Source organism: Sphingomonas colocasiae, from assembly GCF_019880585.1.
GTDB lineage: Bacteria > Pseudomonadota > Alphaproteobacteria > Sphingomonadales > Sphingomonadaceae > Sphingobium_A > Sphingobium_A colocasiae.
This window is the reverse complement of the sequence record NZ_JAINVV010000006.1, coordinates 192,142-216,106: the sequence shown is the minus strand read 5'-3', so window position 1 is coordinate 216,106 and position 23,965 is coordinate 192,142. Positions and strand designations below refer to the sequence as shown.

The window sequence follows — 23,965 nt, the reverse complement described above, 5'->3', positions numbered from 1 at the left end:
TGTGAAAAGCGATGTTCAGTCGGTGCATCCCGCGCCGTCCCTTGGGGGCTGCTCAATGGCGGACCGAGGTGCCCGGGTGATCGCACGCTTCATCGCGCTGCCTGTTATGCATCGCGATCAGGAGGCGGGTGCAGACTGCGCACGGTTGACCCCGTTCACATCATCAGCCCCGGACTGGGACGTGTCCAGAAAACCGAAGACCACGATCGCTGCCAGGAAGAGCACCACAAGGGGCAAACTGACCAAGAGAACGTTGCGATTGAGCCGGCTCCGCGAGGCGCTGCGAGCCTCGGTCGTCGATACGTGGATAACGTCTTCCCCGTCTGCGCGCTCGTGATGCATGTCCGACTCCTTCGTCAGATGAACCGTCCGGCGGCCGTTCCGTTCCGGCGGCCCGCCTGTCGAACGGACCGAAGCTGCCGGTCACCTCGTGCCTGGGCCGTCCGTTTGATCGCAAACCGTCGGACGGGTTCCGGCGGGCATCGGACAGGGGCGAATGCCCGGTGCGACCGGCGGTCGCGCTGGATGCGGACGACCGGCGCGAACAGGATTTCCGTTGGAGCTGACAAGGCCGGTACGTTTGATGCCGTCGCGATTGCAATCCTCGTCGCGTCTCCCTAGCCTCGGCTGATGCGACCTGTCGGGCAGTCGCCATCCTGGCTAATCCGGGACAGGCTGAGACCAGCATCCTCCCTGGGGCCCTCTGCGGAGCGGCCTCGACTTTTAGCGGCGACTTCGACCCCGGGCGTTCGGCGCATAGTCGTCGCCGCACCCCCGGGCTTCGGAAAGACCGGTCTCTTGTCGGAGCGATTCCGGCGGGCGAGGCGCGGAGGCATGGATGCCGCCTGGCTCGCCGCGGATCCGGTCGATGATCCGGCGACGATCGTCGCCTATTTGGCGGCGGGCCTGGAGATCGATCACCAGCCGCTGTTCGAACTGGCGGAGCAGGCACTCGGTCGTGCCGTGCAGGGTCTCCTCGCCGCCGTCGCTGCTCGAGAGACCCAGCTTTGCCTGATCCTCGACGATGTCGATCGGTGGGGCGCGGAGATACGCGACAGTGTCCTCCAGCCCCTGTTCCGGCTGGCTCCACGCAATCTCTCGATCATCTGCTCGCTCCGCATCGCCGACGAGACGCTTGCCGGCCATGCCGATCTCGCACTCGGTGCCACCGATCTTCGTTTCACCCTCGAAGAGGTGAAGGACTTGTGCGGACGCAGCATTTCGATGCGTCGTGCGCGGGCACTGCTGCGACAATCACAGGGCTGGCCGAGGCTGGTCAATATACTGACCGATCAATATCGCTGTTCGATCACGCCCGCGATGGCGGACGCCCTGATCGGGGCGTTTGCCCGCAAGCATCTGGCACCGCTGCTGACGCAGGACGACTTTGGCTTGCTGACGAAGCTCACCGCATTGCGCGCGTTCGACCTTCCGCTGGCACGACGCCTGGGCGGCGCGGCATCATTGTCGCGGCTGACGGACCTGACGCTGGTCGCGGCGAACCAGGTTCGGGACGGACTGGGCCTGTCGGTCAATCCGCTGCTCGCCCGCCTGGCGCCCGATCCGATGCCCGGTGAGGCGGTCGCGATCAGGCGAACGGCATTTGCCGACCTGTTCGACCGGGCCGACTATGTCGCGGCGATGCGCTTCGCCGTTGAAATCGGCGATGACGCATGCATCGCCAGCATCATCGATGCGTGGGATCCGCTGGAGATCTTTCTGGGACAGGGCATTTCCGAGTTGGAGAAGATCATCCAGCTGATCCCGCCCGATGTCGTCGAGCGAGACATCCGCATCGCCAGCGCCTGTGCGATCAGCCTGCTGAAGAACGGTCGGATCAACGACGCGAATTTGCTCGTCGAGAAGGTCGCGGGGAAGGCCGTTTCTACAAAGCCGTCTCTCGTCGCCGAGGAGAATGCGCATTTCTTCGTCGCGAAGGCGCTGCTCAATATTCACCAGGGCAAGCTGGCTTCGCCAAGCGACCTGGTCCTGATGGAGCAGCTGGCGGAACGCTGGTCGGCGCGGTTACCTGAGGCCCGCAGCTGGATCGCCGCGGTGAGGACACAGGCCGCCCAGAGTATGGGCAGGATCGCCGAGGCACGCGCGGCCGCGCTCGACGGTATCGCCTCATGCCGCGATTTTGAAGGCCGCTATGCGACTTTCTACCATCATTGCGACCTGGCGGTGATCGAGGCGATCGCGGGGCGACGATCGCTGGCGCGCGAGATCTTCAACCGGATCGCGCGCGATTATCGCGACGTGCTTCGCGCCGATGTCAGGCTGCGCGTCGTGCTCGATACCTTCCTCATCGAGCTCGACCATGAGGAGGATCCGCGCAAATTCGACGCGATGGGCAGGCTGCGCACAATCTGTCGCGAGCTTCCGTCGCTGGAGGGATGGCCCGATCTCTTCGCCGCTGCTTTCCGGACCTACTCGGAAAAACTGATGCTCGCGGGCGACGCCCAGGGCGCGGTGGCGCTGCTCGACGCCGGGCTGCTCTATGCGCGGCGCGAGGGCGTCGAGCCGCTGGTCTTCGTCATCGAACATCAGCGCGCGATCATTCACATGCTGGGCGGAGACACAGCCGCCGCGCGCGACGCGATATCCGCTTACGCTTCGCTGGAGAGCAACGACATTCTGGTGCGTTCCTGGCGGGAGGTAGAAGCATGCCTGGAGGCGCGCGCCCTGCTCGACCAGGCGATACCGGACCAGGGCACAGCCCTGCTGCTGGCGGCCGGGATGTCCCATGCGGTGATCAACGATCTCGGCCGATGCAAGGCACGCTACGCTTCTCTCGCCGATCCGGCCAATCGCGGCATGCGCGCCGAAATGGCGGCCGCGATCGGCCGGTCGGACGGCTGTCATGCCGCTGCGGCGGATCATCTCCTCACGCCACGCGCGCGAGAAGTGCTGACCGCGCTTTCGAAAGGCATGACCGACAAGGAGATCGGGCTGGCACTCGGGCTGTCCCCGCATGGCGTGCGCTACCATCTCAAGCGCGCCTACGCACAGATGAACGTCGGCAGCCGGGAAGAGGCCTGCGCCAGACTTCATGAAGCGGGGTTGGCGATCATGCCCCCCTACTAATCAATTCAATACCCCCTACGTTCCGTCCTCAATGGCTTTGAGGCCGCACCGGTCCACTGTCGATGCACGTCATCAAGGGGTCGTCAGCCATGTCCGCACCGCATTGGAGCATCCTGCTCGCCGGAACCTCGCTTCTTGCCGCCGCGCCGGCTCTCGCCCAGGACCCGGCGACATCCGCCGACGACGAGGTGATCGTCGTGACGGCACAGAAGCGCGCGCAGGATCTGCAGGATGTGCCCATCTCGGTCGCGGTGGCGTCTGCCGCGCAGTTACGCGAACAGAACATCATATCCTCGGTCGCGCTGGGCAGGATCGTACCCAATCTGACGGTGAGCGATTATGGCAACCCGGTCTTCACGATCTTCACGCTGCGCGGCGTCTCGCAGTTCGATTTCAGCGATCACCAGGAATCGCCGGTCGCGGTGTTCACCGACGGATCCTATGTCCCCTATCTGAGCGCGGTGGGCGCCAACCTCTTCGATCTCGAACGGGTCGAGGTGTTGCGCGGTCCGCAAGGAACATTGTTCGGGCGGAATGCGACGGGCGGCGTCGTCCAGCTGATCAGCGCCAGGCCGACCGAACAACTCTCGGGCTATGGCCAGCTTTCCTACGGCAACTACAAGGCGCTGCGCGCCGAAGGGGCGATCAGCGGGCCGATCGGTGGCGGTGTGTTGGGCCGCCTGAGCGTCGTGCGCGACCGGCATGATGGTTATTTTCGCAATATCACCACCGGCACCCGCAAAGGCGACGGCGACAATGTGAGCGCGCGCGGGCAGCTCTACAAGGAATTCGCTGGGGGCAGCGATATCGGGCTGATCGCCCGCTATTCGCGCGACACTGTGTCGACCATTCCGAACCGGGCGCAACCGGGCTATCCCGATCCGGTCACCGGGCTCTACGTCAATGGCAGCGGGCCCGATTTCGCGGCTTTCTGCTCTGCCTTCTTCGGCACCGGGGTCGGTGCCGGCGCCACCGACTGCCTGAGCGGCGACGTCGCCGCCGGCGGCCGCTATACAATCCAGAATGATCGTGATGGAGGCGGGCTGAAGCGGACCAGCTATGGCGCCACGCTCACCGCCAATCTGAAGCTGTCGGATGATATCACGCTGACGTCGGTCACCTCCTACAGCCATCTCGACAAGGCGTATCGCGACGAGGATTCCGACGGCACGTCGCTCGATTATCTGCGGTTCGAACAGGGGGCGAAGGCGCGCGACGTCCAGCAGGAGTTGCGGCTGACCGGGAAGGGCGACTGGGGGCAATGGCTGCTGGGTGCCTATTATCTGAATATCCACGGCAGATATGACAGCGGCTTCAGCTTCTATCCGACCGATCCGGATTTTCAGGCACTCGCATCGAACCGCTGGACGCTCAGGACACGATCGATCGCGTTCTTCGGGCAGGGCGAGGTGAGGCTGGCGGAGCGGCTCAAGCTTGTCGGCGGACTGCGCTACACCTGGGATCGCAAGACCATCGATTATCGCACCGCCTGCCTGGGTGCCGGATGCGGGATTTTCGGTCTCGACAATCCCGATATCGTCCAGGGCACCGGCTATAATGCATCGGTGCCGGGTGCGCGGCCGGTGCGGTCGACCGGCAATTGGGACGGCAAGATCCAGCTGAGCTACGAACCGTCCGCGGACGCATTGCTCTATGCCGGCGTTTCGCGCGGCACCAAGGCCGGCGGCTTCAATGCCGGGACCACCGCTTTCTACACCGTTGCACAGACGCGCTTCGACGACGAGGTGCTGACCGACTATGAAGCCGGGTTCAAGCTGAGCCTTGTCGACCGGCGGCTGACGATCAACGGCAGCCTCTTCTATTACGATTATAAGGGCGTACAGCTGTTCAGCCAGCTCGGCACGTCGACGCTGACCTTCAACAGCGACGCGCGGATCTACGGCGCCGAGCTGGAGGCGCGGGCACGCGTCACTTCGACGCTGGATATCGGTGCGGCGGGAGCACTGCTCGACACGCGGACCGATCCGGTCGAGGTGCTCAACCCGCTGGCGGGCACGGTCACGCTCAGCCGCCAGGCGTTGCCCAACGCGCCGAAGCGGACGCTGACCCTGTATGGACGCAAGGTCTGGCCGATCGGAGAGTACCGTCTGACGACGCAGGGTGATGTGAAATGGCTGAGCGCGACCCGGCTCAATCTGATCGACTATCCCGCGACGCGCCAGCCGGCCTATGCGCTGGCCAATGCGCGTATCAGCTTCGGCCCGGCCGATGGCCCCTGGGAAATCTCCGCCTTCGTCCAGAACATGTTCGACAAGGCCTATAGCGTCGCGGCGGTCCCCTATCAGACGACGAACGGCGCGACGATGAACATCTACGCGCCGCCGCGGCTCTACGGCGTGTCCGGCCGGTTCGTCTTCTGATCGCCGTCCCATGACGATGATCGATGAGGACGCGCTGCACAGCCTCGCCATGGGCGCGGCGGTGCTGAGCGCGGGGGGCGGATCCTTCCCCTATCTTGAACATCTGCATGCACGCGAGATGCTGCGCGGCGGGGCCAGGGTTCGGATGGTGCCGGCAGAGAGCATGGACGACGATGCCCTGGTCGCGATGGTCGCGATGGTCGGCGCACCGCTGGTGATGCTGGAGCGGCTGGTCGATACCGATCATTTCGTAGGCGCGGCGCGGGGCCTGTCCCGCTATCTGGGGCGGGACTTCGACGCAGTGATGGGCTGCGAGATCGGCTGCCTCAATGCGATGATCCCGGTTCTCGTCGCGGGCAGCCTGGGCTTGCCGCTGATCGACGGCGATACACTCGGCCGGTCCTTTCCGCAGATCAACATGTCGAGCTTCGCGATCAATGGCGCGACCATGGCGCCGATGGTCCTGTCGGACATCCGTGCCAATGAAATCATCGTTTCCCGGGCCGCGGACGCGGACTGGACCGAGATCCTGGTGCGCGCGGCTGCGACCGCGCTGGGATCGGTCGCGGGCATCGCGACGCCGGCCACCGCCGGCTTCATCAAGCGCAATGCGGTGATCGGCAGCTATTCGCGGGCGATCCGGATCGGCGACACGATCCGCGCCGCACAGCGCGCCCATGACGATGTCGTCGCGCGGCTGCTGGCGGAAAACGAGGGATGCGAGCTGGGCCGGGGGCGGATCAGTGATGTCGAGCGACGGATCGAGGGCGGCTTCGTCCGTGGCGAGGCGACGATCATGCCGGGCGTAAGCGGGCCGCCGATCAAGGTGGCGTTCCAGAACGAATATCTGGTCGCCCGTCGTGACGGCGAGATCCTGTCGACGGTGCCCGACCTCCTATGCCTGCTCGACCTGACGACGGGTGAGCCGATCGGTACCGAGTCGTTGCGCTATGCCCGGCAGGTCGCGATCGTCTCGCTGCCCGCCATGGCCGAACATCTGACGCCGCGCGCCATTGCCGCCGTTGGGCCCAGAGCCTTCGGCTATGATTTCGACCACATCACGCCACACCGGCAACAGGGCGATCGGACATGATGAGAATAGGACTGGATGTCGGCGGCACGAATACCGATGCCGCGCTGCTCGACGGAACGCGCGTCGTCGCGGCGGTGAAGACGCCGACCACGGCCGATGCGACGACCGGCATCTGCAACGCGCTGGCCGCGCTTGTCGAACGGGCCGGCCCGGAAACACGGTCGGCGCGCGCCGTCGTCATCGGGACCACCCATTTCGTCAATGCGGTGGTTGAGCGGGAGCGGCTCAACCGCGTCGCGGCGGTGCGCCTGTGCCTGCCGGCATCGTCGAGCATCCCGCCCTTCATCGACTGGCCGGACGATCTCCGCAATGAAGTCCGCGCCGATGTCCATCTGCTGCCAGGGGGCTATGAGGTCGATGGCCGCGAGATCGCGCCGTTCGACAAGGCGGCGATGGAGGATGTCGCGCGTCGGATCGCGGATTCGGGGGTGCCCGCCGCTGCGATTTCCGGCGTGTTCTCGCCGTTGCGCAGCGACCATGAGCGCGCGGCGGCGGAAATCATGGAGCGGCTATGCCCGCAGGTGCGGGTGAGCCTGTCGAGCGACCTGGGTCGTACCGGCCTGCTCGAGCGGGAGAATGTGGCGCTGCTCAACGCGTCGCTGTTCGAACTGGCGCGCACCACCATCACCGCCTTTCGCGCGGCGATCGCGCAGAGCGGCCTGGCGGCCGAGCTCTTCCTCACCCAGAATGACGGCACTGTCATGCCCGCAGAACTGGCCGAACAGGCGCCGGTGCTGTGCTTTTCGTCGGGGCCGACCAATTCGATGCGCGGAGCCGCCCTGCTGAGCGGCCGCTCCGACGGCATGGTCATCGATGTCGGCGGCACCACCAGCGATATCGGCATGCTCGTCAACGGCTTTCCGCGCGAAGCCAATGGCGTGGTCGAAGTCGGCGGGGTCCGCACCTTGTTCCGCATGCCCGACATATTGTGCCTGGGGCTGGGCGGCGGCACGCGGATCCGCACCGACCCCTTCCGGCTGGGACCCGACAGCGTCGGCTATCGGCTGACCAGCGATGCGCGCGTGTTCGGGGGGCGGCAACTCACCGCCACCGACATGGCGGTCGCCGCCGGCAGGGCGCGGATCGGCGATGCGGTGGGTGTCGCCGATATCGGGGGAGCGCTGCTGTCCGCGTTCGACGGAACCGTCCGCTCGATGCTCGAAGACGGCATCGAGAGCATGAAGACGCGCGCCGGCGATTTGCCCGTCATAGCCGTCGGGGGGGGCGCTTTCCTCATCCCCGAGGATCTCGCCGGGGTCTCGGAAGTGGTCTTCGTCGAGCATCATGACGTCGCAAATGCCGTGGGGGCCGCGATGGCGCAGATCTGCGGCGAGGTGGATCGGGTTTTCACCGACATGACCCGCGAGGCCGCGCTGGCGGCGGCAACCGAGGAGGCGCGCGACCGCGCCGTCGCGGCGGGAGCATGCGCCCAATCGCTCAAGACCGTGGATGTCGAGGATCTCCCGCTTGCCTATATGCCCGGGGGCGCGCGGCGGCTGCGCGTGCGCGTCGCCGGCGAGCTGGCCGACGCATGAGCTGGCTTCTCAGCCAGGCCGATATCGCGCCGATCGCGCGGGGCTGCACGATGCTGGGGTCGGGCGGAGGCGGTGACACCTATTGTGCGGTCATCCTGTTGAGCGCTCTGCTGGCCGAAGGGCACCGCATACCCATTATCGATGCCGACACCCTCGACGATGACGGTTTCACCGTCAATGTCGGCTATATGGGCGCTCCGGTGGTGCTGTCGGAAAAGCTTTTCGAAGGCAGCGAGATGGTGGCGGCCATCGATGCGATGCGGGGGCGGCTCAAGGGGCCGTTGCGGGCGCTGATATCCGCGGAGATCGGTGGCATGAACGGCATGGTTCCGTTGATCGCGTCGGCGCTGACGGGACTGCCGGTGGTCGATGGCGACGGCATGGGCCGGGCCTTTCCGCGTGCGGATCACGTCACCTTTGCGTTCAATGGAGTCAGTTGCCTGCCGACAGTGCTGACGAGCGAGGCGGGCGATGTCGTCACCATCGAGCGCGCGAGCAATGCACGCGCCGAGGACATTGGCCGGGCGGTCGCGACTCTCATGGGCAGCATGGCATTCGCGGTCGACTATCCGCTGAAAGCGAACGAAGTGCGCGCCTATGCGGTGCCCGGGACGCTGTCGCTGGCGCGGTCGATCGGCCGGGCGATCGGTGAACCAGCGGGAGCGCAAGCGCGACTGGACGCGCTGACCTGCACGTTGCGGCAAGAACGGGACATCACCGTCGCCCAGATCTTCGCCGGCCGGGTCAGCGAATGCGAACGCGCGACGCGCGAGGGTTTCGACCGGGGGCATGTGGAGATCCGCGTGGCGGGCGGATCGCGCAGTCTGCGGATCGATTTCCAGAACGAGTTCCTGATGGCATTCGAGGGCGGCAGCCTTGTCGCATCGACACCCGACATCATCGCGGTTGTCGACGCGGACACGCTGGCGCCCCTGACGTCCGATGCGATCCGCTACGGGCAGAATGTCCGTGTGCTGGTGATCGAGGCGCCGGCCCAGTTGCGTACGCCGGTCGCGCTGGACCGAGTGGGGCCGCGCGCGTTCGGTTATCCCTGTGATTATCTGCCCATTGGCGCGGGCCGATGACCCGGGGACGCATTGTCTTGTCCGAACCGAGCGCCGATAGGAGCGCCATGGCGTTCCGCCCGCACATGGTTCGTTGGATGAAGCCCTGCCTCCCCATGGGGCGGCCGGCGTCCTTCATTGTGGCGCGATAGGGCGTGCGATTGCCCGCCTGGGGTGAAAGGCTGACGAGCGAGCCACGCCTGCTCGTGCTGGTCTTCGCGCTGAACGGCATATCCTATGTGCCGTCGCTCACCTTGCCCTGGCTGATCGGGGGACTGGGCCGGGAACTGGGTCTGAGCGCAGAGGCGGGCGGATTGGCGGGCACAATCCTGCTCGGCACCATAGCGATCGTCGCGGGCGTCACCGCGCTTGTTCTGCGACCCCGCTGGGCCAGGCCGATCGGATCACTGGGGGGCCTGGTATCGACGGCGGCACTGCTGCTGCTGCATCTCGTCCCGTCCAGCCGGGGGCTGGGGGCGCTGCTGATGGTCGGACTGGGATGCGGCCTGGCCTGTTCCGGCGCCAATGCGTTGATCGCCGCGTCGCGGGATCCAGTGCGCCTGAGCGGGAATATGTGGGGGCTGAGCGTCTTGTGGCAGATCCTGGTCTGGTGGATCAGCCCTATCGCTGCCGGGCGGGGCGGCCTGGACGCGATCTTCCTCGTCCAGGCCGCAGCGTCGGGCCTGCTGCTTCTGGCCGCTGTGGCGATCCCCTGGCGCTGGACGAACCGGGCGGCCGAAGCTGTTTCGGTCGAACGGGGCGAGAGCCGGGGCTGGGGCATGCCGGTAATGATCGGCCTGTGCGCGCTGGCCTTCTGGGCCCGGGACGCGATGGCCTGGTCGATGCTCGATCATCGCGTGGCCACGCTGGGCGTCGAGACGCCGGTGCTGCAATGGGCACTGATGGGTGTGTCGCTGATCGGTTTCTGCGCGTCTCTGGCCGCTGCCGTGATGGGCTTGCGCTTCGGCCGCCTCTCCACCGTCTTCATGACGCAGCTCATCGCGCTGATCGTGCTTGGGCTGATGGCGGGTGCGACCAGTGCTGCCGCCTATATCGGCTCCCTGCTTTTCTGGAGTGGAGCCACCTTGTTCGCATGGCCCTACGTGATGGAGCTGGCCGTCAGGATCGGTCCCGGCGGAAGAGTGGCAGCGGTCTGCGGCGGGCTCCTGTTCGCCGGCAGCGCATCGGGGCCGGCCATCGGCGGGCTGCTGATCGATCGTTGGCCGGGGGGATCGTTCTGGGTGACGCTCGGCCTGAGCGCTTTCGCGCTTGCCATGTCGACGGCGGTCGCCTGGAGATGCGGTCGCGCGGAGATGGGGGCGGCTGAGCGGGATCGGGTGATCATCGACTGAAAGGAAAGCACGAGGAGGCGCTCAAGTCCGGTTGTCGACTTCAGCGGCATGCGATCGCCCGGGAAAGCTGGTCCGTCGGCACAAGCGCCGGGGGGGTTGTCGGTTGAGACGCCCCAGCCGGTCTGTCGATGGGCATCAGCGTTCATCGATTGCTCGCTTGACTGAATCGGCGGGACCCGAGCGGACTCACCTCTGGCGGGGCGCTCGACGAGCGGGATGACTTTCCTGCTGATGGGCTGTCGCGCGCACGGCTTCGACGATCGGCCGGACGCGGCACGAATGACCGCATCCGGCCGATCGTTCTGGATATAATGGCCCGCGTCGCTCAAGCTTTCATGTCGTGATCGGCTGGACCAGCTGGCCTCGTCGCGATGAAGCTGGAGCCATCGTTGTTGTCGTGCGGCCCCTTGGCTCGCTGTAAGATTTTCCTCTGCAAGCGCCCCTGCCGAGTAGGGCTTCATCGCAGTGAGCACCACGAGGGGTCGGTCGCCCAGACTGCGCAACCGCCCACCCTGCGCAAGCGTCGTTTCAAGAGCGGAAATCTCGGCGACCGCTCCTTTGATGCTATGGCCAAGATAGGCATTTCGGGCAGCGGTAACTGCCGTCGATTCGTCGGGATCGCCTGGAAGGTCGATCAGCCTCGCAGCACCCGTCCAGGACAGCTTCGCCAGCAGGTACATGAAAGCTGGTAACTCGGGTGGCTTGGGTGTCGTCCCAGGGGCTGCCAGTTTACGGATCTGATCGGGGTGCGAGGCGTCGACGAAGACCAGGCCTTTCGCGTTCGAACCGAACTGACGCGTATAATTCATGATGTACGGCCCTCCAAGGGAGTGGCCGATCAGCACGAGTGGTCCGTCTATGTGCGCGGCAATCAGCGCGGCGTGGAGGTCGCGAGCCGCATGATCGCCGTCCTGCTCGTGCGGTGGGGCGTCGCTCCACATGATGCCCGCCCGGTCAGCCGGACCGAACATCGCCGCGTTGCGCAGGGTAGGACCATTATAGCTATGGGCGGCTGGATCGTTGGGGGCATAGGCCTCGGTTTCCACGATCGTCCCGCCGACACCGTCGACCAGTACAGAGACGCCGACCAGGTCGTGCGCCACCGTCTCCACGTCACGCTCGAAGAAATCACCGGTGATCTTGGCGCCAAGGCCTTCGGCAGTTTTCATCATGGCCATTCCGTCTGCATAACGCGCGAGAGGGACGGGAGGACCAACGGTCACGGCCCGGGCTGAAAGGTTCGACAGGGATCGAACGGACTCACAGCAAAACCGGCTGGCGGACAATCTCCTCGATGACGAAGCTGTTGGCGGGCGGCGTCACCAGCAACGCCGTTTCCGGCACGGTCAGGTCGAGCCACTGCATCACCTGCCGGCGGTGGATGATCGCGCCGTGGCGTTCCTGATAGCGCATGACCTCGGGGTTCGCATCGACCGTGACGATCCGGTAACTGACCGGCCAGTCGCCCATGGCCGGTTCCCAAAGTGCTGCGAGATAGAAGAAATTGCCGCCGTCGAGCGTCACCCGGAAGGTCCGGTCACCATTGCGGACATGGAATTCCGAAGCAGGCACAAGGCAGCGCTGCCTTGGAAAGCTCTGCCCCTCGGAGCGCATGAACCGGAAACTCACCCCGTCGCTGAAGCGCGGATTGGAACCCCAGGCCGCCTCGATCATCTCTATCTCTTGCGCGTCATCCGGATTGCGCCGGATGATCGTCCGGCGTTCGCCGAGCGGCGCGTTCGAGTCGAAGGGTCTGGCACTCGGGTTCATGTATGGAACATAATGGGAACAATGGGCGGCGGCAAGGATAGACGGACATGTGCAACGACTATCGCCTCGAAGTGGATGTCGCCTCGATCGCCGAGGATTTCGAGGACCTCAAGATCAAGATCTCGATGCCCGAAGGGATCCCCAATGTGCCCGCGCGCGAGGACATCAGGATGACCGACATGGCGCCGATCGTGAAGAGTGTCGATGGCGCGCGCGGGGTCGGCGAACTTGTCAATCGCCGCTGGGGGTGGCCGAGTCCCAAGGGCGCGCCGGTCTATAATTTCCGGGCCGAGGGCCGGAAATTCGCCTCAAGGCGCTGCCTCATCCTGGCCGACGGCTTTTATGAATTCACCGATCCGCAGGATCCCAAGCAGAAGCGGCTCGATAAATGGCTCTTCACGGTGAACGGCCATCGCTGGTTCTGCATCGCCGGCATCTGGCGGCACCATCCCGATGTCGGCGAGGCCTTCACCATGCTGACGCTCGATGCCGGCGAGGACATCTCGCCCTATCATCATCGCCAGATCATTCCGCTCGTTCGGGACCAATGGGCTGACTGGCTTGATCTCTCGGTGCCCGCCAAGGACGTGCTTGGCTATCTGCCGAGCGGCGTTCTTGCGGTCACACAGGTTTATGGCGGGCCGCCGGCCCAGGCCTCGCTCGATCTGTGATGAACGATCCGTTCGATCTCGAGCGGTTCGTCGATGCACAGGCGACCGCCTATCCCAAGGCATTGGCGGAAATCCGGCGCGGGTCCAAGGCCACGCACTGGATGTGGTTCATCTTTCCCCAACTCGGTGATCTCGGGCACAGTGCAACGGCGCGATATTTCGGGATCGGCTCGATCGCCGAGGCGCGCGCCTATCTCGATCATCCCCTGTTGGGACCGCGCTATCTGGACTGTGTGGAAGCGCTGCAGGCGCTGGACATCAGCGATCCGGTCGCCGCCTTCGGTGCAGTCGATGCGAAAAAGCTGCGCTCTTCGCTCAGCCTGTTCGAGTCGGCCGGCGGTCCTCCGGTGCTGGGCGAGGCGATCGATCGCTGGTTCCATGGTATCCGGGACGAAACGACCCTACGGTTTCTGCGGGATGGGCAAGGCCGGCCCGATATGCCTTCCGAACCGGCTTGACGCGGACGACCGACGATCGGAACATAAGGGGAACATATGAGTCTCTTGCCCCATGCTTCCTTCGCCCTCCTTCGACCGGCCCGATGCCGAGCAGCTTGCCGCGCTTCGCACTGCGCTGGCAGGCGAAAGGCGCGCCCGGGGGCCGGTATTGCCGTTCGACGTCGTTGCGATCGACGAACGGTTGGCGGACGCCGGCCTCGCCGGAGGCGGGCTGCATGAGGTGGCGGCAGCCAGCGCCGCGCTGAGCGACGATGCGGCTGCGACGTTGTTCCTCACCGGCATCGCCGCACGGTTCGCGGGCAAGCCGGGCCTTTCCGTGCTCTGGGCGCTGTCGCGTTTCGATCTCTACGCACCCGGGCTTGAACAGGCCGGGTTGCCGCCCGACCGGATCATCTATGCCCAGGGGCGCAGGGACGCCGATGTGCTGGCGCTCGCCGAGGATGGCCTTCGTCATGGCACGCTCGCCTGTGTTGTCGCCGAAGTGAAGTCCGCCGACCTCACCATTACGCGGCGGCTGCAGCTTGCGGCATCGGACAGCGAAACCCCGATGCTGCTCTATCGCCGCCACCGGACGCTCGGCCGATGCCCGCTCGACATGCCGTCTACGGCGATGACGCGCTGGCGGATCGGCTGCACGCCGTCGCTGCCGCTGCCCCATCCCGGCGTCGGACGTGCCCGATGGTCGGTCGAGCTTGTCCGCCAGCGTGGCGGCAATCCCTTTTCCCTCGAAGTTGAAGCATGTGATGCCACGGGTCGCCTCGCTCTTCCTGCCGCAGCTCCCGATCGAGCGGTTGCGCCGGCGAGAGCGCTCAGCCACGCCGCCTGATCCGCAGCCCTTCAGGGCGCCGCGATTTCCCATGCCGATCGACGACGGCCCGGGCGCCTGCTCGGTTCCGCGCGGCGGCGGCTGGCGTCCCGGCGCCCGCTGGGCGCGCGACGGCATGGTCGAACAGCCGGCAACCACCGACCTCGAGGCGCTGCCTGCGCATCAGCGGCCGACGATGCGCGAGATGGGGCGGCGCAGCGAGCACGCCGAGCATCCGTTCAAGGCGATGCCGCCCGACGAAGGCGCTGCAGGTCGTGCACCTGCGCCGAAAGCACCGGGCTGGGCGGCGCTGTTGGGGCAACCGACGATTCTCGTAGCCCGCACCGGCCAGCGCGACGCCGTGACCGCCGCATGCCCGGTGGCGCTCGAGCTCGGCTTGCGACCCGGCATGGCGGCCGCTCATGCCCGGGCGCTCGTCGCCAATCTCGAGGTGCATGATGCCCAACCGGACAGGGATCGCGCTTTCCTCGACCGGCTGGCCTTGCATGCGGTCGCGCACTGGACGCCGATCGCAAGCGTGTCGGGCATGGACGGCATCTGGCTCGACCTGACCGGCACAACGCATTTGTTCGGCGGCGAGGAGCGGTTCTGCCGAAGGCTGGTGGCGTTCGCGAGGCGGCTTGGCTTTACCGCGCGTGTCGCGATCGCCGGATCCGCCGGCGCGGCGCATGCGCTTGCCCGCTTCGGGAGGCAGACCATCACCATAGTGCCGCCGGGAACCGAAACCCAGGCCATCGCCGACCTGCCGCTCGCCGCGCTGCGTCTCCGACCCGAGGCGCTGGTGGCGGCCGCACGGTTCGGGCTCGAACGGATATCGGACCTTTATCCGGTTGCGCGTGGACCGCTTGCCCGCCGCCTGGGGCTCGGGACCGTCGAGCGGCTCGATCAGGCGCGCGGGCTGGCCGGCGAACCGATCGTGCCGGTCGTGCCGTTCGAAATGCCTCGTGCCGAACGGCGGCTGCTCGAACCGATCGGGACCGCGGAGGCAATCGTCCAGGTCATCGGCGATCTGGTCGAAGACCTTGTCGGCGTGCTTCAGGCGCGCGGGCTCGGCGTCCGGGCGGCGATCCTCGACTGCACGATCGTCGACGGCGGCAGCCAGCGCATCGCGATCGGTACGGCGCGCGCGACGCGCGATCCCGCGCACCTCAAGCGCATGCTCGCCATGCGGGTAGAGCGGATCGATCCGGGGCTCGGGATCGAGGCGATGTCGCTGTCGAGCCCGCATGTCGAGCCCTTGGCACCGGTCGCGCTCACTGCCGGCCTCGAAGACGCCGATCGCGCACCCGATATCGCGCCGCTGATCGATCAGCTTGGCGGGCGTTGCGGTCCGGATGCGCTGTTCCGGCTGAGCGCGGTCGAGAGCGACGTGCCCGAGCGCGCCGTCCGCCGCGTCGCACCACTGGTCGAGCCGGCGGGCTGGCCCGGATGGTCGCGGCCCGCGCGAATGCTGCGCCGTCCCGAGCCTTTGTCCAGCGTGGTCGCGCTCCTGCCCGACCATCCGCCGCGACGCTTCGCCTGGCGCGGCAGATCCTACCGGGTGATCGCCGGCGATGGGCCCGAGCGGATCCATGGGGAATGGTGGCGGAGCCCAAGCGAAATGTGGGCGGTGCGCGATTACTTCAAGGTCCAGGCCGAGTGCGGCGGCCGGTTCTGGATCTTTCGCCGCGGCGATGGCGTCGAGGCCGCGACCGGCGATCTCAGCTGGCACATGCACGGCCTGTTCGGATGAGAGGGACCGGTCGATGACCTATGTCGAGCTGCAGGCGACCAGCCATTTTTCCTTCCTGCGTGGAGCGTCCTCACCCGAGGAGCTGTTCGCGGCGGCGGCGCTGCTCGGGCATCAGGCTCTGGGGCTTGTCGATCATGGCAGTGTCGCCGGCATGGTGCGCGGATGGGACGGCCAGAAGGCGACCGGGGTACGGATGATCGCCGGCGCCCGTGTCGATCTGACCGATGGCCGCGCGCTGCTGCTCTATCCGATGAACCGGGCGGCGTGGAGCAGGCTCACCCGGCTGCTGTCCATGGGCAAGGCGCGCGGCGGCAAGGGGTGCTGCATCCTGGACTGGGCCGATGTCGCGGCGCATGCCGACGGCCTGATCGCCATCCTGCTGCCCGATATGGCGGATGCGCTGACAGCGGATCGGCTCGCCGGGTTGCGGGCGGTCTTTGGCGCGCGCGGTTATCTGGCGCTCACGCTGCGCCGCCGGCCTGACGATGCGGCGCGGCTTCATATGCTTGATGCGCTCGCGCGGGACATCGGCATCCGTTCGGTCGCGACCGGCGATGTCCTCTATCACACGCATGAGCGGCGGCAGTTGCAGGATGTGATGAGCGCGATCCGCGAGAAGACCACGATCGACGCACTGGGGTTCAGGCGCGAGCGGTTCATGGATCGCGATCTCAAATCGCCCGCCGAGATGGAGCGGCGCTTCGCCGCCTTTCCCGATGCGATCCAGGCGAGCGCCGACATCGCGACTGCGTGCCGGTTCGATCTCGGCGAGATCCGCTATCAATATCCCTATGAGCAGGTGATGGCGGGGCGGACCGCGCAGGAGGCGCTGGCGGCGCTTTCCGGGGAAGGGGCGGAGCGGTTGTTTCCCGGCGGCGTGCCCCGGCGCTATCGCGAACAGATCGACCATGAGCTCAAGCTCATCGACGAGCTCGGCTATGCGCCCTATTTCCTGACCGTCAACGCGATCGTCGCGGAAAGCCGCCGGCGGGGCATTCTCTGCCAGGGGCGCGGGTCGGCCGCCAACAGCTGCATCTGCTATCTGCTCGGCATCACCTCGATCGATCCGATCCAGCATGAATTGCTGTTCGAGCGCTTCGTCTCGGGCGAGCGCAAGGAGCCGCCGGATATCGATGTCGATTTCGAGCATGAGCGGCGCGAGGAGATCATCCAGTGGATCTATGACACCTATGGCCGCACCCGTAGCGCGCTGACCGCGGTGGTGACCCGCTATCGCACACGTGGAGCGGTGGCCGAGGTCGGGAAAGCGCTGGGGCTGCCGCGCGACCTGACCAAGATGCTGACCGGCCTGGTCTGGGGCTGGTCGGTCGACGGCATCCCCGAGGAGCGGATCGCCAGCCTCAATCTCAACGCCGGGGATTACCGGCTGCGGCTCACGCTCGATCTTGCCCGCCAGCTGATCGGCACGCCGCGCCATCTCTCGCAGCATCCCGGCGGCTTCGTCCTCACCCAGGACCGGCTCGACGATCTCGTTCCGATCGAGCCGGCGCGGATGGAGGACCGCCAGATCATCGAGTGGGACAAGGACGATATCGACGCGCTCAAATTCATGAAGGTCGACATTCTGGGCCTGGGCATGCTCGGCTGCATGAACCGCGCCTTCAACCTGCTGGAGCAGGACAAGGGCATCAAGGTCACGATGGCAGATCTCCAGGACGACGATCCGGGCGTTTACGCCATGATCCAGAAGGCCGACACGCTGGGCGTCTTCCAGATCGAGAGCCGTGCGCAGATGTCGATGCTGCCGCGGATCAAGCCCGATAAATTCTACGACCTGGTGATCGAGGTCGCGATCGTCCGGCCGGGCCCTATCCAGGGCGACATGGTTCATCCCTATCTGCGCAGGCGCGAGGGCAAGGAGACGCCGGACTATCCAAAACCCGAACTGCGCGCCGTCCTCGAGAAGACGCTTGGCGTGCCGCTTTTCCAGGAGCAGGCGATGAAGGTCGCGATCGTGGGCGCGGGGTTTACGCCCCAGGAAGCCGACCAGCTGCGCCGGGCCATGGCGACGTTCAAGCTGACCGGCGGGGTCAGCCATTTCTACGACAAGCTGGTCGGAGGCATGGTCGCGCGCGGCTATCCAAGGGACTTCGCCGAGCGCACCTTCAAGCAGATCGAGGGGTTCGGCAGCTATGGTTTCCCCGAGAGCCATGCCGCCTCGTTCGCCAAGATCGCCTATGCCTCATGCTGGATGAAGCATCATCATCCCGATGTCTTCTGCGCGGCCTTGCTCAACGCGCAGCCCATGGGGTTCTACGCGCCCGCACAGATCGTCGCCGATGCGCGCAAGCATGGCGTCGAAGTCCGGCCGGTCTCGATCAACGACAGCCATTGGGACTGCACGCTCGAGGCCGGCGAAGGCCGCTATCTTGCGGTCCGGATGGGATTCCGGATGGTGCGCGGCCTTGCCAACCTCCATGGCGCCGCGATTGCCGGGGCGCGGGGACCCGCACCTTATGACAGCGTCGAGGAGGTCTGGCGGCGCGCCGGCGTGCCGCGGGCTGCGATCGAGCGGCTGGCCGAGGCCGACGCATTCCACTGCATCGCCGAAAACCGGCGGGAGGGACTTTGGAAGGTCAAGGGATTGGGCGAGGCGCCGCTGCCGCTCTTCGCTGCCGCTGATGCGCGCGAGGCCGGGTTCTCACCCGAGGGGCTCGAGCCCGAGGTGGAGTTGCGGCCGATGACCGCCGGGCGCGAGGTGGTCGAGGATTATCGTGCGACCCAGCTGTCGCTGCGTGCGCATCCGGTGAGTTTCCTGCGCGAAGAACTCGATGCCATGGGTATTGTGCGATGCACCGATCTGTCGTCGATCCGGGACGGGCGCAATGTCGAGGTCGCGGGCGTCATCCTTGTGCGGCAGCGGCCGGGATCAGCCAAGGGCGTGTTGTTCGTCACGATCGAGGACGAGACCGGCATCGCCAACGGCATCCTCTGGCCCGACCGGTTCGAGATCTACCGTCGCCAGGTCATGTCGGCCTCGATGATCGCGATGCGCGGGCGGCTGCAGAAGGAGGGCGAGGTCATCCATATCATCTGCGACCGTATCACCGACCATGACGCCATGTTGAGATCGATCGGGCGAATGGACTTTGCCATCGCGCCCGGTCGCGGCGACGGAGCCAAAAATGGGGGCGGGCCGGATCCTCGCGACCCCTCCACGGATGGGGACTGGGCCCCGCGCGGAAGGACGCTGTCATCGCGGCCGTTCGGGACGCCGGACGAGCAGGAAGCGCTGGTGCCGATCCGCAGCCATGACTTCCATTGAGGCGGAGGGTCGTGCCGCCGGACGGTCGGGCGCGCGCTGAACGTCTTCGGAAAGGCGAAGGACGAAGCGGGCCAGGTCCAGGCACGCTGCGTCGCACCGGCGCTCCCAGGCCTGCGATTGTCCGGACACTTGGCTCCTCGCCTTCTGGAGCGCCGTCCGCTCCACCCATGACATCGGCCGAACCCGGGGCCCTCGAGCCGCTACGACGGTATCGTGTGCCAGCTTGCGGCCAGGCGGTCGCCTGGCCGTGTGGGGGAAGCTCTTGCCACGTCCACGCGGGATCCGGCACCTGATGTCTCATCATTTGCTGCCCCGGCCGAGACCATGATCCCGGAGCGTTTTTCCCGGGCAGCCAGGATGCGGTCCTTCAGGATCAAAAAAGGGAGTGCGCGATCCTGGATGCAGTTCCGGATCAGCTCCGGCGGCGGTGGGGATGGGGCGCGCCGATCATATTTCGCAATTTGATTAATCCGATGAGAGATTTGCACAGCACGTGACAAACTCTCGGGGGAGGCCCGCTGGAAGCCGAGAGCAGGCGCGACGACTAACGGGGCGCCGACCAGGGCTCGTCCAGTGCTTCGCGATACATGTCTTCGGCGGGATAGCTGCGTCGGGCGAGGCGTCCCGCCGTGATCAGGTCACCGAGAAGCCATTCTCCCGCTTCCTCAGGCCGAAGCAGCGCGGGCATCGGGCCGCGATCTCGGATACGATCATCGGCGGCGGCGACGAGGCCGCAATAACCCCGCGCACTTTCGTTTTCGCGCCAGATGCCCGCCCAGGCGAAGAGTGGGATATGCTCAAGGCCGAACCAGGTCCTGGTCCGTGCTCCGGCAGGCCCCTCGGGGCAGGCGAAGGAGTCCATGATGATGAGGCACCGCCGTTCGGGATCGAGCCAGTCCGGCCGCGACGGAAAGAGTTCCCGAAACCAGAGGGTCGTCGCCGGCGGGCGACCCCGTGTCCCGTCGGCGATGTTTCCCGCGATGCCCCATTTCATGGTTTCAACGACCCGGCCCGCATTTGCCGAGCGCACGATGAGGCCGGTCCGTCCGGGCCAGAGTTCCGCGGACCAGTCCGCCTGTGGCGGTGCGTCCGCTTCGAACAGTCCGGCGACTTCCGACAGGGCCGTGCGGCAGCGATACAGGGCGGTCATCCGGCACCGACCCTTCCATGCCGGCGGAAGGTTGTGGGATCATGATCGCCGGTGCCGCCGAACAGCCGGGCTGCCTCGAAGCGGCGCCCGTAACTGCTCATCGGCATGTCCTGCCGATGCGGCGGCCATTGTCCCAGTCCTGGCGGTAGATGGCGTGCCCGGCTTTCAATTGCGCGCAGGACAGGTCGAGGCCACCGGCATAGACGACCGCGATCGTCCGGCCATAGCGGTCCCTGGCGACGCGATCGATCCTGACGGAGCCGCGTGCGATCATCCGGCGCAGATTGTCCCGCGATGCGACGGGATCACCCGGCGCGCAGCGGCGCCCTTGCTGGCAGCGCCCCATTTCGGGAGCGTCGATGCCCAGAAGCCGGATGCGCTCGCCGCCGCATCGCAGACTGTCCCCGTCGGTGGCCTGGCATCCGGAGACGAGCGCGGCCGCCATGATTGTCAGGATCACTGGACAGGAACCTCCGTGCTCGGGCCGGCCAATTGCCTGACCTTGTCGGTGATGTCGATCCAGAAGCGGACGCCGAGCTCGTCCTGGGTTCTGGACAGATCCGCGACGCGCCGGGCGATATATCCCATCACATCGTCACCATGGATCTCGATCAATTTGCCGGCGAAAGCCCAGCGTTCCTGTTCAGGGGTCATGGACGCGTCAACCAGACCTGGCGCGATGTCTGCGCGCTAGACGCCATAGCGCTTGTTGCCGCCGCTCGTGATGCAATAGCGGCCACCGCGCGGACCGATGCAGACGCGGCTTCCGCTGCACGGGCAGCCACCGCCGTCATAGCCGCGCGACCTGCGTTTCGTGGACGATCTCTCCTTCCGGGCTTTCGCCTTGCCGGACCGGGTGGCCTTGGCGCGCTGTGGCTGCGACGTGAAATAGCTCACCGTGCCCGCCGCCGTGCCCGCCGCCGTGGCTGCCGCCGCGGCAGGCATGGCGTCGGAAGAGGCTGTGCCGCTCATGGGTGCCGATGACGAAAGGAACGCGCTGGAAACCCAGCATGGCGGCGAGCCGTCGATCTTCGACCAGCTGTTCGCCTCCTCCGTCACCGTGACGGGCGTGCCGCGCGCAAAGGCCCTGAGCGGTGTCGCGCTCGCGGATGCGCCGGACCTGCAGTTGAGCGAGCGCGCATCGACATAGCGTTGCGTGCCGCTCGCCGCCGCGGGCGCATCGGGTGTCGGCGATCCCTGTTTCGACGAGCATTGGCTGATCATCGCAATACCCAGGATCCCCGCGATCAGCCATCCGAAACAGCCTGCACCAGATGATTGCGCCATCTTTCCCCTCCGGATGAGCGATCCATGTCTTGCGAGCCGGCTGCCCGGCATTGCCGGACCAAAGGTCCGCGCATCTCGCCGACGCCCGCCTCGCCGACGCCCATGTCCCCGTACATGGGCGATCCCGCAAATCTAGCCAGCCGGAGGGCAAGGGCAATCGCCGATACATCCGGACCGGATGGAGTTTTCGAGGAAGCAGGCCGCGCACCGCCGAAGAGGAAAAAAGGCGGTGCGCGGCCCTGCGCGACGGGGCGGCTTGTGGGGCAGCCGTTGTCGCGCATTCAGTGTCCCGATGCCGGTGTTCCGGAAGCCCGTTCCGGTCGTGGCGGCAACTCGAAGCCATGGGATCAGCATGATCGCGGCTTTGCCGGAATGAAATCGTCCTGGGCTTCCAGGATCAGCTGCGGATCGAGGCCGGTGATGGCGCCGAGCGCCGCCGCCATGTCCTGGTCGACCAGGGCCTCCCCTTCGATCAGCGCCTGCCAGCGTTCGGCGGCGATGCCGCTCGCCTTCGCGAAAGTGTGAATGGTGATACCGGGCCCGCTCAGGAAGCCGGAGACTATCGCGGCACCTATGCTGGCTGCCGAATGATGCGGGAAAGACGCGTGGCGGGTGATTTTTCGGTCGGGTTCGGGGCGGCGCATTTCGTCGGGCATGGTGGCGCTCAGGTCTCGCGTCGGTCGGAATCGTCGGCCGGGGCCATGGCCAGCTCGACATGCAGACCGGCGGCGACCGAAAGATCCAGCAGCGTGTCGAGCGGGACGCGACTGAGCTCGCCGCGCATCGGGCGATTGACGCTGACCCGGTCCGTTCCGATCCGCTCGCCGGCGCAGCCCCAGGTGACGTCCCAGCGCATGATCCGGGTCTGCAGCGCCTCGGCAAGATCGCGCCCTGCCGACATGCCCGGCGCGGAACCGTCGGCGGCTCGTTCGCTTCGCCTTGCAGACGCTTCCATGCTTCCCCCGAAGTCCCCGCTTTGGGATATAACGAACGAGCAGGCCGATTCCGCAGTGTTCGCCGGCGGTTTCCGTTCGCCTAGAAATCCCGGTCGTCCGAATGGGGAAGCGCGAAGGCGCCGATCTTGCGCGGCAGGTCGCGCCATGGCGCGATATCGAGCCCGCGCGAGGCGAGCCAGGCATGCGAAAAGACGGTGTCCGCGTAGCGATCGCCGCCATCGCAGGCGAGCGTCGCGATCGTGCCGCTCTGGCCGCGATCGCGCATCGAATGGGCGAGCAGCAGCGCGCCGACGATATTGGTGCCGGTCGACGGGCCGAAGCGGCGGCCGGCACGCTCCTCGAGCCAGTGCGCCGCCGCGACCGAGGCGGCGTCGGGGATCGCGATCATCTTGTCGACGACGGAAGGATTGAAGCTCGCCTCGACCCGCGGACGGCCGATGCCCTCCACCACCATGCTCGCCTCGCCGCGGATCGACCAGTCGCCGGAGACATAGGCCTTGAAATAGGCGGAGTGCTCGGGATCGACGACGCAGAGCCGTGTCCTGGCGAGATGGGGCCTGTATCGCATGTAGCGGCCGATCGAGGCCGAGGTGCCGCCGGTGCCCGCGCCCGCCACCACCCAGTCCGGTGCGCGGCCGGTGCGTTGCTCGACCTGTGAGAAAAGGGTTTCGGGCAGCGTGTTGGCGCCGCGCCAGTCGATCACTTCGGATGCGCGAGCGAACTGGTTCATGAAGTGGCCGCGACGTTCTGCGGCGATGCGGAACGCGGCCAGCGCGCAGTCCTCGTCGGCGGCGGTCCTGATCACGTCGCCGCCCGACCAGCGGATCTCGGCCACCTTGGCCGTTGCGGTCGATGCCGGCACGACCGCGACGAAGGGCAATCCCAGCGCCTTTGCGAACCAGGCTTCGGAGATCGCCGCCGATCCGGACGACGCCTCGACGACCGTCGTCCCGCTGACGATGTCGCCGTTGCAGATCGCATGCGCGAAGAGCGCCCGCGCAAGGCGATGCTTCAGCGACCCGCTGGGATGGGTTGTCTCGTCCTTGATGAAGACGCGGATATCGTCGAACTCCGGGAGCGGAAGCTGGAAGAGCGGCGTCTCTCCCGCCTTGAGCCTCTCGCATTCGAGGAGCGCCATCGCGCCGGCCGCCCAGCCCCTGTTCTCGCTCGCGTCCGCGCCTTCGTCGATCGATACCGCTACGCTCATCCACACCCCCTTGTCCGGCGTGCGTCTCCGCATGCCGGACGCCACGCGTCACTGGTCTCGTTTGATCATGACGAATGAGCGGCGGTCATCCGCAGCGGATACGAGCTGAA

General features: G+C 66.5%; 20 protein-coding genes. 10 read left to right on the top strand and 10 right to left on the bottom strand.

Going from position 1 to position 23,965, the window contains the following annotated elements; genetic code table 11:
• Positions 1-117: 117 nt before the first annotated feature.
• The gene (locus K7G82_RS14245; RefSeq protein WP_222990565.1) at positions 118-342 is read right to left on the bottom strand and encodes a hypothetical protein; all 225 of its coding nucleotides are present in this window, start codon (positions 340-342) and stop codon (positions 118-120) included.
• Between the two features lie 492 nt (positions 343-834).
• Here K7G82_RS14245 and K7G82_RS14240 point away from each other — a divergent pair, with 492 nt between their 5' ends.
• The 5 genes from K7G82_RS14240 (at position 835) to K7G82_RS14220 (ending at position 9,181) form a co-directional block, all read left to right on the top strand.
• Positions 835-3,087, top strand: a complete 2,253-nt coding sequence (locus K7G82_RS14240) for a helix-turn-helix transcriptional regulator (RefSeq protein WP_222990564.1) — start codon at positions 835-837, stop codon at positions 3,085-3,087.
• Between the two features lie 89 nt (positions 3,088-3,176).
• Positions 3,177-5,468: a TonB-dependent receptor gene (locus tag K7G82_RS14235; RefSeq protein ID WP_222990563.1), complete on the top strand. Its 2,292-nt coding sequence runs from the start codon at positions 3,177-3,179 to the stop codon at positions 5,466-5,468.
• 10 nt (positions 5,469-5,478) lie between these two features.
• Positions 5,479-6,561 (top strand): S-methyl thiohydantoin desulfurase family protein, encoded by a 1,083-nt coding sequence (locus tag K7G82_RS14230; protein WP_222990562.1) that lies wholly within the window; start codon positions 5,479-5,481, stop codon positions 6,559-6,561.
• A complete protein-coding gene (locus K7G82_RS14225) occupies positions 6,558-8,096 on the top strand; it encodes a hydantoinase/oxoprolinase N-terminal domain-containing protein (RefSeq protein ID WP_246623559.1) in 1,539 nt (512 codons plus the stop codon). The genes K7G82_RS14230 and K7G82_RS14225 overlap by 4 nt, the downstream gene beginning before the upstream one ends.
• Positions 8,093-9,181 (top strand): S-methyl thiohydantoin desulfurase family protein, encoded by a 1,089-nt coding sequence (locus K7G82_RS14220; RefSeq protein ID WP_222990561.1) that lies wholly within the window; start codon positions 8,093-8,095, stop codon positions 9,179-9,181. The genes K7G82_RS14225 and K7G82_RS14220 overlap by 4 nt, the downstream gene beginning before the upstream one ends.
• Positions 9,182-10,259: 1,078 nt before the next feature.
• Here the strand turns inward: K7G82_RS14220 and K7G82_RS14215 are convergent.
• Together K7G82_RS14215 and K7G82_RS14210 are read right to left on the bottom strand one after the other, a co-directional pair.
• A complete protein-coding gene (locus K7G82_RS14215) occupies positions 10,260-11,684 on the bottom strand; it encodes a DNA-3-methyladenine glycosylase (protein ID WP_222990560.1) in 1,425 nt (474 codons plus the stop codon).
• Positions 11,685-11,772: 88 nt separating this feature from the next.
• A complete protein-coding gene (locus K7G82_RS14210) occupies positions 11,773-12,282 on the bottom strand; it encodes an SOS response-associated peptidase family protein (protein ID WP_246623558.1) in 510 nt (169 codons plus the stop codon).
• Positions 12,283-12,329: 47 nt separating this feature from the next.
• Between K7G82_RS14210 and K7G82_RS14205 the strand changes: the two genes are divergently transcribed.
• Genes K7G82_RS14205 through K7G82_RS14185 form a run of 5 tightly spaced genes read left to right on the top strand, consistent with a single transcriptional unit; the run spans position 12,330 to position 19,255 of the window.
• A complete protein-coding gene (locus K7G82_RS14205; RefSeq protein ID WP_222990559.1) occupies positions 12,330-12,953 on the top strand; it encodes an SOS response-associated peptidase family protein in 624 nt (207 codons plus the stop codon).
• Positions 12,953-13,411, top strand: a complete 459-nt coding sequence (locus tag K7G82_RS14200) for a DUF1810 domain-containing protein (protein WP_222990558.1) — start codon at positions 12,953-12,955, stop codon at positions 13,409-13,411. Before K7G82_RS14205 ends, K7G82_RS14200 begins: the two co-directional genes overlap by 1 nt.
• Before the next feature lie 52 nt (positions 13,412-13,463).
• Complete coding sequence (locus K7G82_RS14195) at positions 13,464-14,237, top strand: ImuA family protein (protein WP_222990557.1); 774 nt, start codon at positions 13,464-13,466, stop codon at positions 14,235-14,237.
• A 31-nt stretch (positions 14,238-14,268) separates the two neighbouring features.
• Complete coding sequence (locus K7G82_RS14190; RefSeq protein WP_246623557.1) at positions 14,269-15,969, top strand: DNA polymerase Y family protein; 1,701 nt, start codon at positions 14,269-14,271, stop codon at positions 15,967-15,969.
• 13 nt (positions 15,970-15,982) lie between these two features.
• Positions 15,983-19,255, top strand: coding sequence for an error-prone DNA polymerase (locus K7G82_RS14185; RefSeq protein WP_222990555.1), 3,273 nt, complete (start codon positions 15,983-15,985; stop codon positions 19,253-19,255).
• Positions 19,256-19,799: 544 nt separating this feature from the next.
• On the opposite strand, the gene K7G82_RS14180 is transcribed toward K7G82_RS14185, so the two are convergent.
• The 7 genes from K7G82_RS14180 to K7G82_RS14150 all read right to left on the bottom strand — a co-directional run bounded on the left by K7G82_RS14180 (position 19,800) and on the right by K7G82_RS14150 (position 23,855).
• Complete coding sequence (locus K7G82_RS14180; RefSeq protein ID WP_222990554.1) at positions 19,800-20,405, bottom strand: SOS response-associated peptidase family protein; 606 nt, start codon at positions 20,403-20,405, stop codon at positions 19,800-19,802.
• A 97-nt stretch (positions 20,406-20,502) separates the two neighbouring features.
• A complete protein-coding gene (locus tag K7G82_RS14175; RefSeq protein WP_343228580.1) occupies positions 20,503-20,865 on the bottom strand; it encodes a thermonuclease family protein in 363 nt (120 codons plus the stop codon).
• A complete protein-coding gene (locus K7G82_RS14170; protein WP_222990553.1) occupies positions 20,862-21,059 on the bottom strand; it encodes a DUF6961 family protein in 198 nt (65 codons plus the stop codon). Before K7G82_RS14170 ends, K7G82_RS14175 begins: the two co-directional genes overlap by 4 nt.
• Before the next feature lie 36 nt (positions 21,060-21,095).
• Entirely contained in the window at positions 21,096-21,692 is a 597-nt protein-coding gene (locus K7G82_RS14165; protein ID WP_222990552.1) for an SH3 domain-containing protein, read from the bottom strand.
• Between the two features lie 347 nt (positions 21,693-22,039).
• Positions 22,040-22,336: a helix-turn-helix domain-containing protein gene (locus tag K7G82_RS14160; protein WP_222990551.1), complete on the bottom strand. Its 297-nt coding sequence runs from the start codon at positions 22,334-22,336 to the stop codon at positions 22,040-22,042.
• 20 nt (positions 22,337-22,356) lie between these two features.
• Positions 22,357-22,593: a helix-turn-helix domain-containing protein gene (locus tag K7G82_RS14155; RefSeq protein WP_222990550.1), complete on the bottom strand. Its 237-nt coding sequence runs from the start codon at positions 22,591-22,593 to the stop codon at positions 22,357-22,359.
• A gap of 134 nt (positions 22,594-22,727) precedes the next feature.
• Positions 22,728-23,855, bottom strand: coding sequence for a PLP-dependent cysteine synthase family protein (locus K7G82_RS14150; RefSeq protein ID WP_222990549.1), 1,128 nt, complete (start codon positions 23,853-23,855; stop codon positions 22,728-22,730).
• Positions 23,856-23,965 lie beyond the last annotated feature (110 nt).